The sequence below is a fragment of the Streptomyces sp. BBFR51 genome (genome assembly GCF_044591655.1).
Classification (GTDB): Bacteria; Actinomycetota; Actinomycetes; order Streptomycetales; family Streptomycetaceae; genus Streptomyces.
In genome coordinates this window covers 3,755,358-3,770,150 of record NZ_CP172448.1, presented here as the reverse complement: position 1 = coordinate 3,770,150, position 14,793 = coordinate 3,755,358, and the positions used below count along the sequence as shown (strand labels likewise).

Annotated in this window: 12 protein-coding genes; 7 read left to right on the top strand and 5 right to left on the bottom strand. The window is 73.3% G+C overall.

What is annotated here, in order from left to right:
- Positions 1-86 precede the first annotated feature (86 nt).
- Positions 87-1,490: a PAS domain-containing protein gene (locus tag ACGH7X_RS17030; protein WP_399886192.1), complete on the top strand. Its 1,404-nt coding sequence runs from the start codon at positions 87-89 to the stop codon at positions 1,488-1,490.
- Positions 1,491-1,607: 117 nt separating this feature from the next.
- Here the strand turns inward: ACGH7X_RS17030 and ACGH7X_RS17025 are convergent, their stop codons facing one another.
- Positions 1,608-2,363 (bottom strand): SIS domain-containing protein, encoded by a 756-nt coding sequence (locus ACGH7X_RS17025; protein ID WP_399886191.1) that lies wholly within the window; start codon positions 2,361-2,363, stop codon positions 1,608-1,610.
- Between the two features lie 200 nt (positions 2,364-2,563).
- Between ACGH7X_RS17025 and ACGH7X_RS17020 the strand changes: the two genes are divergently transcribed.
- Positions 2,564-3,256, top strand: a complete 693-nt coding sequence (locus tag ACGH7X_RS17020; RefSeq protein WP_399886190.1) for a metal-dependent transcriptional regulator — start codon at positions 2,564-2,566, stop codon at positions 3,254-3,256.
- Between the two features lie 598 nt (positions 3,257-3,854).
- Positions 3,855-4,757, top strand: a complete 903-nt coding sequence (locus ACGH7X_RS17015; protein WP_399886189.1) for an alpha/beta fold hydrolase — start codon at positions 3,855-3,857, stop codon at positions 4,755-4,757.
- Positions 4,758-4,891: 134 nt separating this feature from the next.
- Here the strand turns inward: ACGH7X_RS17015 and ACGH7X_RS17010 are convergent, their stop codons facing one another.
- The 3 genes from ACGH7X_RS17010 to ACGH7X_RS17000 form a co-directional block, all read right to left on the bottom strand.
- Entirely contained in the window at positions 4,892-6,535 is a 1,644-nt protein-coding gene (locus tag ACGH7X_RS17010) for a transporter (protein WP_399886188.1), read from the bottom strand.
- Positions 6,532-7,308 (bottom strand): ABC transporter ATP-binding protein, encoded by a 777-nt coding sequence (locus ACGH7X_RS17005; protein ID WP_399886187.1) that lies wholly within the window; start codon positions 7,306-7,308, stop codon positions 6,532-6,534. Before ACGH7X_RS17005 ends, ACGH7X_RS17010 begins: the two co-directional genes overlap by 4 nt.
- 86 nt (positions 7,309-7,394) lie before the next feature.
- A complete protein-coding gene (locus tag ACGH7X_RS17000) occupies positions 7,395-8,048 on the bottom strand; it encodes a bifunctional DNA primase/polymerase (protein ID WP_399886186.1) in 654 nt (217 codons plus the stop codon).
- A 319-nt stretch (positions 8,049-8,367) separates the two neighbouring features.
- On the opposite strand from ACGH7X_RS17000, the gene ACGH7X_RS16995 reads away from it, so the two are divergent.
- Positions 8,368-9,753: a transcriptional regulator gene (locus ACGH7X_RS16995; protein WP_399886185.1), complete on the top strand. Its 1,386-nt coding sequence runs from the start codon at positions 8,368-8,370 to the stop codon at positions 9,751-9,753.
- A gap of 201 nt (positions 9,754-9,954) precedes the next feature.
- Entirely contained in the window at positions 9,955-11,700 is a 1,746-nt protein-coding gene (locus tag ACGH7X_RS16990) for a hypothetical protein (protein ID WP_399886184.1), read from the top strand.
- A gap of 63 nt (positions 11,701-11,763) precedes the next feature.
- Here the strand turns inward: ACGH7X_RS16990 and ACGH7X_RS16985 are convergent, their stop codons facing one another.
- On the bottom strand, positions 11,764-13,089 hold the full coding sequence (locus ACGH7X_RS16985) for an ABC transporter substrate-binding protein (RefSeq protein WP_399886183.1): 1,326 nt from the start codon (positions 13,087-13,089) through the stop codon (positions 11,764-11,766).
- A 170-nt stretch (positions 13,090-13,259) separates the two neighbouring features.
- On the opposite strand from ACGH7X_RS16985, the gene ACGH7X_RS16980 reads away from it, so the two are divergent.
- Positions 13,260-13,706, top strand: a complete 447-nt coding sequence (locus ACGH7X_RS16980; protein ID WP_399886181.1) for a hypothetical protein — start codon at positions 13,260-13,262, stop codon at positions 13,704-13,706.
- A gap of 47 nt (positions 13,707-13,753) precedes the next feature.
- Complete coding sequence (purU, locus tag ACGH7X_RS16975; protein ID WP_399886180.1) at positions 13,754-14,647, top strand: formyltetrahydrofolate deformylase; 894 nt, start codon at positions 13,754-13,756, stop codon at positions 14,645-14,647.
- Positions 14,648-14,793: the final 146 nt, after the last annotated feature.

The following is a 14,793-nucleotide window of genomic DNA, read 5'->3' as shown; positions in this document are numbered from 1 at the left end:
TGTGTGCTGCATCACGTTCGAGTTGAATGAAGGCCAGTGAGCGAACCGACGTACCGTACGGCGGACGCAGCCTGCAGGGGGTCCAGGTGAGTGCTTCCCGGCGTAGTGGGACCACCGACGAGCTGGGGCCGGACGAGCCGGAGCAGCCCGAGCGGGACGGCGCGGACCTGTTGGCCGCGCTCCTCGACGGGATGGACGCGGCCCTGTGCGCCTTCGACGCGGACGGGGTCGTGACCCATTGGAACCGCGAGGCGGAGCGGGTCCTCGGCTGGAGCGCGGCCGAGGCCGTGGGTCGGCAGGGCTTCGCCGGGTGGGCCGTGCGCAGCGCGGACGCCGGGGAGGTGGAGGACCGGCTGCTGTCCGCGATGCGCGCGCCGGGCCGTCAGGTGCACGAGTTCGCGCTGCTGACCAAGGACGGCGGCCGGGTGCTGGTGCGTACCCAGTCCGCGGCGGTGCGCGGCCCCGACGGACGGCCCGCGGGGGTGTACTGCGCGTTCAGCGAGGTGCACGCGCAGATCGACCTGGAGCGGTCCATCGCGCTGAGCGAGGCCCTGCTGGAGGACGCCGGCTGGGGTGTCGTGCTGGTGGACGTCGATCTGCGGCCCGCCGTGGTCAACGCGCACGCGGCGCGGGCGCTGGGCGCCGGTCGTACGTCGGTGCTGGGGCGGCCGCTCGGTGATCTGCTCGCCCAGGGCGTCGAGGAGCTGGAGAACGCGCTGACGCACGTCCTGGCCGAGGGTGCCCCGCCCGCGCCCGCCGAGGTGTGGGTGAGCCTGCGCACGCCGGAGGGGGAGCGGCGCCGCTGCTGGCGCAGTGGGTTCGTGCGGCTGGCGTCGCCGCTCGCCGAGGAGCCGGTGCCGTTGGGCGTCGGCTGGCTGTTCCAGGACGTCACGGAGTCGAAGCAGGGCGAGCAGGAGGCGGCGCTGCTGCGCTTCAGGGCCAACCAGCTGCACCGCGCGGCGCGTGCCGCGGCCGAGTGCGAGGACCCGGCCGAGTCCGCGACCGTCCACCTGGACTTCGCGCTGGCCGGGTTCGCCGACCACGCCCTGATCGACCGGGTCGTGGGCGGGGCGGTGGTGGACACCGACGCGGCGGAGCCGGTCCGGCTGGAGCGGGTCGCGGCCACGCCGTCCGGCGCGCCGGGGCCGAGCGTGCCGTCCGGGACTGCGGGGATGCCGGTGCGTTACGGCGAGGGGCATCCGGCGGTGCAGTGCGTGGCGCGGGCCGGCTCGGTGCGGGCGAGCGCCGGGGTCCGGGCGGTGCCGGCCGAGCGGGTGCGCGAGTGGGCGGCGGCCCGGCAGTGGCCGGCGGACACGGTGCACGGTCTGTGCGCGGTGCTGCGCAGCCGGGGCCGGACGCTGGGCGTGGTGACGTTTCTGCGGGGCGCGGGGCGGAGCGCTTTCGAGCGGTCCGACGCGATGTACGCCGAGGACGTCGCGGTCCGGATCGCGACCGCGTTGGACCTGGCCGGCGCGGTGGACAAGCGGTAGCGGGGGCCTGCGGTGCCTGGGCGGTGTCGCGGCCGATGTAGCCGCCGATGGCGCGGCTTGTGCGCGTGGCCGGGTGCCGCCGTCGCCGTGGACGGGCGCGGACCCGGCACCCGCCGCTCAGCGCCGGTAGAAGATGCGGTCCCCGTACTGCTCCAGTACGCGCCCGTTCCATTCGTGGCCGCCGTCCACGTTGCCCGAGCGCAGCAGCGGGGGTTCGATGCCGCGGTCGGCGAGGGCGGCGGCCGCCGTGGCCGTCATGGCCTGCACGAGGGCGCTGGTGACGACGGTGGAGGCGGGCGCGAAGGGCGCCGGGACGGTGTCGAGGGTGAGTTCCGCGTCCCCGACGGCGATCTTGGAGTCCAGCACGATGTCGCAGTGGTCCTTGAGGAAGGTGCCGGAGGTGTGCCGGGACGTCGTCTCGGACGCGTACGCCACCGAGGTCACGCCGATGACCCGGACGCCGAGCGCGCGGGCGTTCATGGCCATCTCCACGGGCAGGGCGTTGCGCCCGGACAGGGAGATGATCACCAGCGCGTCGCCCTCGCGGAGCGGCGAGGAGTCCAGTACGGCGCTCGCGAGGCCGTCGACGCGTTCCAGGGCGGAGCCGAGCGTGGCCGGCATCACGTCGACGCCGACGACGCCGGGCACGGTGAGCAGGTTCATCAGGGCGAGTCCGCCGGCGCGGTAGACGACGTCCTGGGCGGCGAGGGAGGAGTGACCGGCGCCGAAGGCGAAGAGCCGGCCGCCGTGCTGCACGGTGTCGGCGAGCAGCGTGCCGGCCGCCTCGATACTGTTCGCCTCCTCGTCGCGGACACGTCGCAGGAGGTCGATCGCCGCGTCGAGGAACTGGCCGGCCGGCTTGCGGTCGCTCATGCGGGACCCCTTCGGTGTGGCTGCGTCGCGGATCACGGTGCGGTCTGGACCAGTGCGGTGTCAATACGGCGTTGCGGGGGCGGCGGGCCCGGCTTTCCGCGGCAAGGCACGCTTGTCAGTGGTATGCGTCAGAATTGGGTTCAGGGCCAGCGCACGCGCCGGTGGGCCGTAGCCTCCGGCAATCTCATCAAGGGGCACGAATGTCCGGACTGATCGACACCACGGAGATGTATCTCCGCACCATCCTCGAGCTGGAGGAGGAAGGTGTGGTCCCCATGCGCGCCCGGATCGCCGAGCGGCTCGACCAGAGCGGCCCGACGGTCAGCCAGACGGTGGCGCGCATGGAGCGCGACGGTCTGGTGTCCGTGGCGGCGGACCGCCATCTGGAGCTGACCGAGGAGGGCAGGCGGCTGGCGACGCGCGTGATGCGCAAGCACCGGCTCGCGGAGTGCCTGCTCGTCGACGTGATCGGCCTGGAGTGGGAGCAGGTGCACGCCGAGGCGTGTCGCTGGGAGCACGTGATGAGCGAGGCGGTCGAGCGCCGCGTGCTCGAGCTGCTCCGGCACCCGACCGAGTCGCCGTACGGGAATCCGATCCCGGGCCTGGAGGAGCTGGGCGAGACGGACGGGGCCGACCCCTTCCTGGACGAGGGCATGGTGTCCCTCGCCGACCTCGACCCGGGCCTCGAGGGCAAGACGGTCGTCGTGCGCCGGATCGGCGAGCCGATCCAGACGGACGCGCAGCTGATGTACACGCTGCGCCGGGCAGGGGTGCAGCCCGGCTCGGTGGTGAGCGTGACCGAGTCCGCGGGCGGCGTGCTGGTGGGCAGCGGCGGTGAGGCCGCCGAGCTGGAGACGGACACCGCCTCCCACGTGTTCGTCGCCAAGCGCTGAGGGGAGAGCCGCCGGGCGGTCAACCGCGCGCCGTGCGGCGCGGATCCGCGCGCCGGCGCACGGATCGCGTCGATTCGGGGCCCAGTGCGCCGAAGGGCAGCGCCCGGACGCTTCGCGTGCGAGGCTGTGGCGTGAGGCATATGACGTAAGGGGCTCTTGGCCGTGGCGCGACAGCGATGTCGCCCGGTCGGAGAGGGGGAGGGACGTGCCGGAAAGACGGACGCCGGAAAGACGGAGAGGGCCCCGGCGCCTTGTGGCGCCGGGGCCTGTCCTCCCCTGTGCTGACCTGGAGCCCCGAGCTCTCAAGGTCAATCCCCTCGGACCGTTTTCCCCGAGCGGTCCGCCTCCCGTTGAAGATCTCCCCTGGGCGGCGGCGATCAATCCCTGAGCGGTGTCACTCGAATGAGGGGTGTTGCTCACCGGGACGGCATTTTCGAATGGGTATTCGATACGCTGCGGACGTCGAACATCTTTGGACACCACGGCAGGACGGCAGGACGGCGGGAACGGCAGTACGGCAGGCAGGACACGGTTCACAGGACCGGCCGGCCCGGAAGGGGCGGGCAGATCCGAGCGGAGCTTGGGGGTGCCAGGACCTATGGCGCGGCGCATCGACGTGACCGGCGCGGGCGGCGTACGCCTCGCGGCCTGGGAGTTCGGCGACCCTCCCAAGACCGACCGGACGCACGACACACCCCCGGCGGGCACGCCCCCCGCGACCGGGGCCGGAGACCCGCCGGGCGTGCTGTTACTGCACGGGCTGATGGGCCGCGCCTCGCACTGGGCCCCCACGGCCCGCTGGCTCTCCGCCCGCCACCGCGCCGTCGCCCTCGACCAGCGCGGCCACGGCCGCAGCGACAAGCCCCCGCGGGCCTCCTACACCCGGGAGGCCTACGTCGAGGACGTCGAGGCCGCCCTGGAGCAGCTCGGCCTCGGCCCCGCCGTCCTGATCGGCCACGCCATGGGCGCGCTGACCGCCTGGCAGCTCGCGGCCAAACGCCCCGACCTGGTCCGCGGTCTGATCATCTGCGACATGCGGGCCTCGGCTCTCGGCAGCGCCTCGCAGCACACCTGGACCGAGTGGTTCCGCGCCTGGCCGGTCCCCTTCGCCACGCTCGCCGACGTCCGCAAGTGGTTCGGCGAGGACGACCCCTGGGTGGAGCGGCCGAACCCGGCCCGCGGCGAGTTCTACGCCGAGGTGATGGCCGAGTCCCCGGACGGCTGGCGGCCCGTCTTCGAACCGGAGCAGATGCTCAGGTCCCGCGAGACCTGGGTCTACGACGCCCACTGGGAGGAGCTGGCCCAGGTGCGCTGCCCCACCCTGGTCGTCCGCGGCCTCGACGGCGAGCTGGGCCGTGCCGAGGCCCAGGAGATGGTCCGCGTCCTGCCCCGCGGCCAGTACGCGGAGGTCGCCGACGCCGGTCACCTCGTCCACTACGACCAGCCGGAGGCCTGGCGGGCAGCCATCGAGCCGTTCCTGGACACCCTGGGAGCGGTCTGACCACGGGCGCCGTCCCCGGTCCGCCTGGGCCACGCGCCTCGCCTTCGGGGCCGCATGGCCACCCGCCACGCGCCCAGGGTCATCCCCCGCCCGCAGGGCCGTCGCCCCCCCGCGCCCCCGCCCGGGAGGGCCCGTCACCCCTTGCTGACCGCCGTGAGGATCTCCGGCAGCCGGGCCGCCGTGCGCGGCGCCGCCAGTCGCAGGCCGGCCAGCGTCAGCGCCGCGCCGTACACCGCGCCGACCGGCAGCAGCAGCCAGGCCAGGTCGTCGGCGCCCTCGCTCACGTTCAGCCAGATCGTCAGGGCGATCACCGGCGCGCACAGCAGGGCCGCGCCGATCATGCCGCCGAAGATCGAGATCCAGGCCAGCCCGACCTGACCGGGGGCGACGTTCTTGTAGCCCTCCTGCGGGATGGAGTACGGGAAGCGGGCCGAGGTCCACGCGCCGGTCGCCAGCATCGCGCCGAGCAGCGCGAAGGACAGGCCGAGCGCCTCGGGCAGGGTCCGCCAGTCGTCGAGCATCGCGGTGGTCAGGACGGTGACGAGGGTGGCGTACGGCAGGGTGATCAGCAGCAGCGCCAGCGCGCGGGCGCGCAGCTCGACGTAGGCGTCCCGGGTCGACGAGATCGTCATCGCGACCATCCAGAACGCGGACGTGTCCTGCCCGAACTGGTTGTACATCTGGATGCCGAGCATCCCGGCGGCGAAGCAGGCGAAGTACACCGAGCCGGTGCCCTGCCAGGCGTTGAACACCGGCACGATCAGCCCGATGGCCAGCGAGGTCACCCACGCCGCCTTGGTCTTCGGGTCGCGCCACACATAGCGCAGCGTGCGCTCCATGGTGGTGCCGGTACGGCCCGCCGGCAGCCACCGGGCGAGTCCGGACGGGCCGCGCTCGCGCACCGGCCGGGTGTCGCTCTGGATCGTGGAGCCGTCGGGCGTGGTCATCAGCCGCGTCAGATGACGCGCCCACACCCACAGCAGCAGCACCAGCGCCGCCGCGGTCAGCGCCAGCTGGACGAGCGCCACACCGTACGAACCGTCGCTCGCCGCGTCCATCGCGCCGATCGCGGAGGCGGGCGGAATCCAGCGCACCACGTCGGCCACCGGATCGAGCTCTCCGAGCCCCGACGAGCCCAGCCGCTGCGCACCGAAGTTGACGAGCTGCGCGCCGACCGCGATGACCAGGCCGCTGAGCACCGCAAGGTCGCGCCCCTTGCGGCTGGTCAGCAGCCGTACGTTGGCGGCGGCGACGGCCCGCGCCAGGGTCACGCACACCAGCAGCGCCAGCACGGCGCCCACGACACCGACGGCGTACGCCGCCCCGCCGTGCGCCACCGCGACCACGGAACCGGCGAACATGCACAGCGTGAACAGCGGCCCGATGCCCACCAGCGAGGACGTGAGCAGCGCCCGGACCAGCGGGCCCGGCCGCAGCGGCAGCATCACCAGCCGGGTCGGATCGAGGGTCTCGTCGCCGCCGGGGAAGAACAGCGGCATCACCGCCCAGCCGAGGGCGAGCACCGCGGCGAGCAGCACGACCAGCGAGTCCACGTGCGCGTAACCGCGCAGCGCGATCAGGCCGACCAGCTGGAGCGCGGCGAAGAGCAGCACGACGACGGCCGAGGCGATGTAGGCGGCGCGGCGCCCGCCGGACTGCCGCAGCCCGTTGCGCAGCAGGGACAGCTTCAGCCGCACGAAGACGGACGTGAGGGCCGGGGCGGAGGCGGCAGGCGAACCGGGCGTGCCGGACGTGACGGGAGCGGCCTGCGTGCTCATCGGGACCCGCCGCCCAGCCAGTCCAGGTCCGACCCGGCGTCCCGGGCCCCGGCGCCGACGAGTTCGAGGAACGCCTGCTGCAACGAGGCCGCCTCGCCGCGCACCTCGGCGAGCGTGCCGGTGGCCCGGATGCGACCGGCGGCCATGACCGCCACCCAGTCGCACAGCGACTCCACCAGCTCCATCACGTGGGAGGAGAAGACCACGGTGGCACCGGAGGCGGTGTAGCGCTCCAGAACGCCCCGGATGGTCTGCGCGGAGACCGGGTCGACGCCCTCGAACGGCTCGTCCAGGAACAGCACTTCCGGGTTGTGCAGCAGCGCGGACGCGAGCCCGATCTTCTTGCGCATGCCGGTCGAGTAGTCGACGACCAGCTTGTGCTGGGCGCCGGACAGGTCCAGTACGTCGAGGAGCTGCGAGGCCCGCTTGTCGACCTCGTCGCCGGGCAGCCCCCGCAACCGGCCCGTGTAGCCGAGCAGTTCCCGCCCCGACAGCCGCTCGAACAGCCGCAGCCCCTCGGGCAGCACCCCGATCCTGGCCTTCACCTCGACCGGATCACGCCACACGTCGTGCCCGACGACCTCCACCGACCCCTGATCCGGCCGCAGCAGCCCGGTCACCATGGAGAGCGTGGTGGTCTTCCCGGCCCCGTTCGGCCCGACGAGCCCGATGAACTTGCCCGCGGGCAACTCCAGATCGATCCCGCCCACGGCAACCTGCTGCCCGAACCGCTTCCAGAGCCCCTGCACACGCACAGCGCTGCTACTCACCACGTCTCCCTCCGTCGACTTCGCACCCTACGGGGGAGTAGCGCCGGCAAGGGGCGCGGGACTGTGCCGACATGCGGCGACAGGCGCCCCTAACGATCCCTGCCGCACGCGTACGTCAACGGCGAGATCAGCTCCTCCACATCCGGCAGCCACCGATTCGCGGGCGTGGGCCGGCAGGCCCACTGGACGGCCCCCCACACCCCGAGCCGCGTGGGCGGCGCCGCCACATACGCGCCCTCCCCGAGCACGCCCAGATCAAGAACCCGGGGCGACCACCCCAACCGCCGCACCAGATCAGGCACCTTCACCGCGGCACCCGGAAGAACGAAGAACCGCATCCGCCGGTCCGGCGTCAGCGTCACCGGCCCCAGCGTCAGCTCCATCCGCTGCATCCGGGCCAGCGCCAGGAACCCCGCGGTCTCGGGCACGTCGATCGCGTCGAACGTCCGCCCCGTGGGCAGCAGGATCGACGCCGTCGGTTGCTTCTGCCACAGCCGCCGGGCGACGGTGGCGCTGCCCGTCGCCTGCGCCGCCCAGTCCTCGCGCGCCGGGTGCGCGCCCGGGGCGGCGCACGCCGGGTCCGCGCAGGAGCAGCGCTGCACCCCGTCGGCGGCCACCAGCCAGGTGCCGGGAAACACGTCCCAGTGACGCTCCTCTGCGTAGCGTACGGCGGTCTCCAGCAGCGATGTGCCGCGCTGCTGCGGGATCTGAGCGGCTTCGGTGCCCGGGATGGTCTCTTCCACGAGGAACTCAACTCCCGTGCTCACCGGGGGTTACGGGGGTTGTGCGCGCGGGGGAGGTGCATCGACACCGCATTCGGGGCGCATGGGTGCATACGTGGGGGCGCGCAGGAGGATTCACCGCGGGAGCTGGGTAGCCACGTCTGGGGCCGACGGGCCGACGGGCCGAACCACCGACGCCTGCCGTCGCCCCGGCAATCCTCGCAAGCTTCGCAAGTCTCGCATTGTCGGCACATCGACGGGGCATTGATCTTCACGGCCGGATCTTCTCTTTCCGCCGGGACAGCATCGAGACCGCATGAGACCGCATGGGGGTTACGCCATGGCCGCAAGGCCTCTCGTCGCGCGGCAGCCGAACGAACGACTGCAGGCGCTCATTCAGGAAGCGGGCTGCTCGAACGCGGGCCTCGCCCGCCGGGTCAACGTGTGCGGGGTCGAGCACGGTCTCGACCTGCGGTACGACAAGACCTCCGTGGCCCGCTGGCTGCGCGGACAGCAACCGCGGGGCCGGGCACCGGCGATCATCGCCGAGGCGCTCGGACGCAAGCTCGGCCGCACGGTCACGATCGACGAGATCGGCATGGCCAACGGCAAGAACCTCGCGTCGGGCGTCGGCCTCCAGTTCTCGCCGACGGTACTGGGAGCCATCGAGCAGGTCTGCGAGCTGTGGCGCAGCGACGTGGGGCGCCGGGACTTCCTGTCCGGTTCCTCGGTCGCCGCCTCCGCGCTCGTCGAGCCGAGCCGGGACTGGCTGATTTCCGCCCCCGACTCACAGGTGTCGCGCTCGGCGGGGCCGCGGGTGGGCCACTCCGACGTGGCGGCCGTGAAGGCGATGACGCAGGCACTGGTGGACCTGGACCACCAGTACGGCAGCGGGCACGTGCGCCCGGTCCTCGTGCACTACCTGAACAGCGTCGTCTCCGGACTGCTGGCCGGCTCCTACCGGGAGGCGGTCGGACGGGAGTTGTTCGCCGCGGTCGCCCGACTGACCGAGCTGGCCGGATACATGGCCGTCGACACCGGCCAACCCGGCCTCGCCCAGCGGTACTACATCCAGTCGCTGCGGCTCGCGCAGGCCGCCGGGGACCGCGGTTACGGCGGATACGTCCTCGCCGCGTCCATGAGCCACCTGGCCGCGCAGCTCGGAAACCCGCGGGAGATCGCCCAGTTGGCGCGGGCGGCCCAGGAGGGCGCACGCGGGCGGGTGACGCCGCGCGCGGAGGCCATGTTCCACGCGGCCGAGGCCCGCGGCCACGCGCTCCTGGGCGACGTACGGGCGGCGCACGAGGCGGCCGGGCGGGCGGTCGGCGCGATGGAGGCGGCCGATCCGGCCTCCGGGGACGACCCGGTGTGGATCGCGCACTTCGACGAGGCCTATCTCGCCGACGAGTTGGCGCACTGTCACCGGGACCTCGGCCAGGCCGACGCGGCGGCGCGGTACGCGCGGCAGTCCCTGGACGGTCATCCCGAGTCCAGGGCGCGCCGGCGGGCCATCGGACATGTGCTCTTGGCCACGGCGCAGGTGCAGCAGCGCGAGATCGAACAGGCCTGCCACACGGCGACGAAGGCGGTGGAACTCCTGGAGACGCTGCGCTCGAACCGGGGCGCCGAATACCTGGACGACTTCCAGGCGCGGCTCGAGCCGTACCGGGAAGAAGCGGTGGTCAGGGAGTTCGGCGCCCGGCTCGATCTGCAGGCCGCCGCGTGAACGGACGGGGCGCGCGTGCGTGAACACGCGTGAAACTTCGCCGCGGTGAGCGGAAAGGGGCATCAACAGCGTGGCGCGGCCCGGTTTTGTTACTGCCGTCACAGGGAAGGAGTCGACGCCCCATGCGGCGTGGCAGTGGGCTCGGGGGACCCGGTAGCGTGAGCCGACGATTCCGAAGGTCCCCCATTCGTAGGAGTCCCGGTGACGCAGAGTGGACAGGGCGAGGAGCCCTCGGCGCGGCAAGCGCACGAAGGCATCGTGCTGCCCTCGGACGGCGGCGAGCCCTTGCTGCCCGGCCTGGCCGGCACTCCCGTCGGCCCGCAGGCCGGTGGCCCCGTGCCCGCCTCGGCGCCGCCCGGCGGTCAGGCCTGGGACCGGCCCTGGGGCCCCGAGCAGCAGCAGAGCCCGCCCCCCGGCCAGGGCTGGCCCACGCCGCCCGGCGCCCAGCCGTGGGGGGCTCCGGAGACCGCCCAGCCGTCCACCGCGCCGACCGCGCCGCAGGCCTGGCCGCCCGCGCAGGGTGACCCGGCGCAGGGCCCCGGCGCCCTGCCGCCCCAGGCAGGACCCGGCCCGCTGCCGCCCGAGGGCGCGCAGGCACCGTCGTACGGGGCACCCGCCGGAGACCAGTCCTACGGCGATCAGTCCTACGGAGGCCAGTCCTACGGCGCCCAGCCGCCGTACGGGCAGCACCAGCAGAACCACCAGTCACACGAGCAGCAGCACCACCAGCAGCAGCACGGCCGGGTGGCCGCGCCGCTGCCGCCGGCCGACGAGGGCGCCACCCAGTACCTCCCGCCGGTCGGGATGCCCGCGGACGAGGGCGCGACCCAGTACATACCGCCCGTGGGTCCGGGGGCGCTGCCGCCGGAGAGACCCGCGCAGCCGCACAGCGAGTCGACGCAGTTCCTCGGCCAGGCGCCGCGGTATCCCGCGCAGCCCTCGGCCGGGCACCAGCCCCCGCCCGCCGCGCCCGCCCCCGCGCACAACCCCGACGCCGAGGCCACGCAGTTCATCGCGCCCGTGCCCGGCGGCCCCGGCCCCGTCGGCGCCCCGTACGGCGCCGCACCCGGCGGTGACGAGGGGCGCCAGCCGCCCGCCGAGTTCGACAACCTCTTCCGCGGCGCACCCGGCGCCGACAGCCCGGCCTCGGCCACCCAGCAGCTCCCCCGGTTCGACGCTCCGCAGCCCCAGCACCCCGCCGGCCAGCCCGTGTACGCCCCGCAGGGCCCGGGTGGCGGCGGTGGAGGTGGCGGGGGCGGCGGCAGGCGGCGCGGGAACGACGGCGGCGGCCGGGGCGGCCGCGGCGGGCGTACCGGCTCGCGCCTGCCGCTCCTCGCGGCCGTCGGCGTGGGCATCGCCGTCGTCGGGGTCGGCGCCGGCGCGATGATGGCCGGCGGGGGAGAGGACGAGGACAAGGGCGGCAACCAGACGGTGTCCGCCACGGCCCCCGCCTCCGAGTCCGCCTCCGCCTCGGCCTCGCCGTCCGTCGATCCGGCCCGGCAGCAGGCCGTCGAGCTGGACAAGCTGCTCGCCGAGAGCGGCACCGGCCGGACCACGGTGATCAACGCCGTGGGCGACGTGAAGACCTGCGACAACCTGCCCCAGGCGGCCAAGGACCTGCGTGAGGCCGCCAAGCAGCGCAGCGGTCTGGTCGACAGCCTCTCCAAGCTGTCCGTGGACAAGCTGCCCCAGCACACCGAGCTGACCACCGCCCTCACCAAGGCGTGGCAGGCCTCGGCGTCGGCCGACAACCACTACGCGGCCTGGGCCGACCAGGCGGCCGGCAAGAAGGGCTGCAAGAAGGGCAAGGCCCGCAACACCGGCCAGGCACAGGCCGGCAACCGGGCGAGCGGCACGGCCAGCAAGGAGAAGGCCGAGGCGGCGAAGTTCTGGAACGCCATCGCCAAGCAGTACGGCCTGACCGAACGGCAGCCGACCCAGCTGTGACCGCCCTGGGCGGGCCAGCCCCGGGGGCCGCCCAGAGAGGGCGGTCCGGGCGGGTGGGTCCGCTCAGGCGATGTCCGCGTCCTGCAGGGTGCGCGTGGTGTCCACGGCGCCTTCGCGGGCCGAGACCAGGCGGCCCTGCCGTACGACCTGGAGGGTGACGTCGGCGTTGACCAGACGGGGGAAGCCCACCGAGGCCAGCTTGTCGGCGAACGTCCACTGGAGGTCCGGCGTGAGCCCGTCCGTGCCGACCTTCAGCCCGCCGTCGAGGGCCCGCCTGACGGTGCCGGCGCTCACCTCGCCGTCGCCGAGCGACTCGACGACCGCCTGGAACACGGTGTACGCGATCCAGGTCGTCTGCACCCCGGCGTCCGCCGCGTCGACGTTGTTGTCGCCGAACGCCTGCTCCTTGATCAGCTCCTTCATCCCGGCCCAGGCCGGGTCGTCGACCGAGGGGTACCAGCCGGTGACGTACGCCCCCTCGTAGGGGCCGGACGCGCCGCCGCTCGCGTTGACCGTCGTCTGGTCGACGCTGCCGAGCACGGTCGCGGTCCGTACGCCGGGGTGGTCCTCGCGCGCCCGCCGGAAGGAGTCCATGAAGGTGCCGGTGCGGTCCCCGAGGACGGGCACCACGCACCCCGGCTTCTCCGGGTCGGCGCTCGTCCGCACCAGCGCCTGCTCGGACTGGCCGTCGTACTCGGTGGCGTCCTCCGCCGCCCGCTGGTCGTGGGCCCGCTCGTGCCCGCCCGAGGTCAGCCCCGAGTCCAGCAGCACCGGCAACTGGTCTCCCGCGATCGTGTCGGGGCGGATCAGCGTGACCGGACCGCACGAGTCGGCGAGCGTGCTGCCGAGGCCCGCGAGCAGCGTGGGCTGACCCCCGTTGACCGGGTAGGACAGCGGACTGGTGAACTCCGTGTTGGTGATGCCGTAGCCGCCGATGTACGGGATGCCGGAGCCCTCCAGCACGGGGAAGAAGGAGTCGGCGTACTGGCTGTAGGAGCCGACCACGGCGACCGCGTCCTCCTTGACGGCACGGCGGGCGCACTTCGCGGCGGCCACGCTGTCGTTGTGGTCGTTGCAGGTCAGGACGTTGAGCTCGCGGCCGCCGAGGCCGCCCTGGGCGTTGATCCAGCGGGCGTAGGCCTGGGCGAGGGCGGGCATGCCGGGCTTGTTGGTCGCGCCGGTGTCCTGCGGCGCCCAGGTCATGACGGTGATCGGGTCGTCCCCGGAGCCCCCCGTGGCACCGGGGACGACCCCGCAGCCGGCGGCGAACGACGCGCACGCCACCAGCGCGCCCGCGGACAGGACGCCGGTGCGGGTGGCCCGGGTGGCCCGGGAGCGGCCGCGGAGGCCGCCGGGGGGAGTGCTGCGGATGGGTCGCCTGCCGGTCATGTACCCGCACGATTCCGTCACCCGGCCAACCTGGGCGTGACCCGCGGTCAACGTTCGGTGACGCGGAGGTGAATTGCGGGTGCCGGTGAGGCGCGGGAGAGAGGAACGTAGGATCGACGACCGTGCAAGGTTCGGAGAACTCTTCCCGTCGCGGCCGTCGCTCCTCCACCATGGGCGGCATGCCACTCAACGACATGCCGTGGTGGCGCTGGCGCAGCCAGGTGCGCTCCGCGCTGCACATGCTCTCCGCCCCCGCCTTCCAGCGGGACGTCTGGCTGGCCGGTGTGGACGGCTACGGAGACGTCACCGACGCCGTGTACCGCCTGGTGGAGGACACCTGGCTGGATCACTGGTCCGCCGAGAAGTACGTGGGCACGGTCTTCCGCGACTCGCAGGAGGCGGCGCTCGTCGACACCGCCGTGCTGCGGGTCCTGCGGATCATGCACCAGGTGGGGCCGGACGCGCCGGTGACCGCGTATCTGGAACACGCGGACTGGCCGGAGGCGGTGCGGGCGGCGCGCGACGCGCACGTACGGCTGGCCACCAGTGACGGCGAGGACCCGGAGGCGGAGCCGCGCACGCTGGAGGTGCTGCAGATCCTTTCCCGGTCCGCCTGACGGGACGGCGCCCGGGGCGCAGGGCCGGATATGGGACCCTGTGCTGCATGAACGAGCAGTCCTCCGCCGCCGTCCCCTCGGCCGGCGCCCCGGCCGACCAGTACGTCCTCACCCTGTCCTGCCCCGACAAGCAGGGCATCGTGCACGCCGTCTCGAGCTACCTGTTCATGACCGGCTGCAACATCGAGGACAGCCAGCAGTTCGGCGACCACGACACGGGACTGTTCTTCATGCGGGTCCACTTCTCGGCCCAGTCGCCGGTGACGCTGGACAAGCTGCGCGCCAGCTTCACCGCGATCGGCGACGCCTTCCACATGGAGTGGCAGGTCAACCGGGCCGACGAGAAGACCCGCATCGTGCTCATGGTCAGCAAGTTCGGGCACTGCCTGAACGACCTGCTCTTCCGGGCCCGGATCGGCGCGCTGCCCGTGGAGATCGCGGCCGTCGTGTCCAACCACACGGACTTCGCGGAGCTGGTGGGGTCGTACGACATCCCCTTCCACCACATCCCCGTGACGAAGGACACCAAGGCGGAGGCCGAGGCGCGGCTCCTGGAGATCGTGCGCGAGGAGAACGTCGAACTCGTCGTGCTGGCCCGCTACATGCAGGTCATCTCGGACGACCTCTGCAAGCGGCTCAGCGGCCGGATCATCAACATCCACCACTCCTTCCTGCCGAGCTTCAAGGGCGCGAAGCCGTACCACCAGGCGCATGCGCGGGGCGTGAAGCTGATCGGCGCGACCGCGCACTACGTGACGGCCGACCTCGACGAGGGGCCGATCATCGAGCAGGAGGTCGAGCGGGTCGGCCACGACGTCACGCCGGACCAGTTGGTCGCGATCGGGCGGGACGTGGAGTGCCAGGCGCTGGCGCGGGCCGTGAAGTGGCACGCGGAGCGGAGGATCCTGCTCAACGGACGCCGGACGGTCGTCTTCGCGTAACTTGGTCGTCCTCGCGTGACGGCTGGGCGTCCCTCCGGTCCGGGCGCCGCGGTCCGGGCGCGAAAAGTGTTATGCCCGGGGCGCCCGTCCGTCTCCTGCTGCGACAACCGCCCAGCAGAGCAGCCACACCTGCTCCTGTCCGAGGA

Bases quoted from the DNA above. Each gene is read 5' to 3' on its own strand.
- ACGH7X_RS17020 (WP_399886190.1), top strand. From the start codon at position 2,564: ATGTCCGGACTGATCGACACCACGGAGATGTATCTCCGCACCATCCTC.
- ACGH7X_RS17015 (WP_399886189.1), top strand. From the start codon at position 3,855: ATGGCGCGGCGCATCGACGTGACCGGCGCGGGCGGCGTACGCCTCGCG.
- ACGH7X_RS17025 (WP_399886191.1), bottom strand. From the start codon at position 2,363: ATGAGCGACCGCAAGCCGGCCGGCCAGTTCCTCGACGCGGCGATCGAC.
- ACGH7X_RS16985 (WP_399886183.1), bottom strand. From the start codon at position 13,089: ATGACCGGCAGGCGACCCATCCGCAGCACTCCCCCCGGCGGCCTCCGC.
- ACGH7X_RS17010 (WP_399886188.1), bottom strand. From the start codon at position 6,535: ATGAGCACGCAGGCCGCTCCCGTCACGTCCGGCACGCCCGGTTCGCCT.
- ACGH7X_RS16995 (WP_399886185.1), top strand. From the start codon at position 8,368: ATGGCCGCAAGGCCTCTCGTCGCGCGGCAGCCGAACGAACGACTGCAG.
- purU (WP_399886180.1), top strand. From the start codon at position 13,754: ATGAACGAGCAGTCCTCCGCCGCCGTCCCCTCGGCCGGCGCCCCGGCC.
- ACGH7X_RS16980 (WP_399886181.1), top strand. From the start codon at position 13,260: ATGGGCGGCATGCCACTCAACGACATGCCGTGGTGGCGCTGGCGCAGC.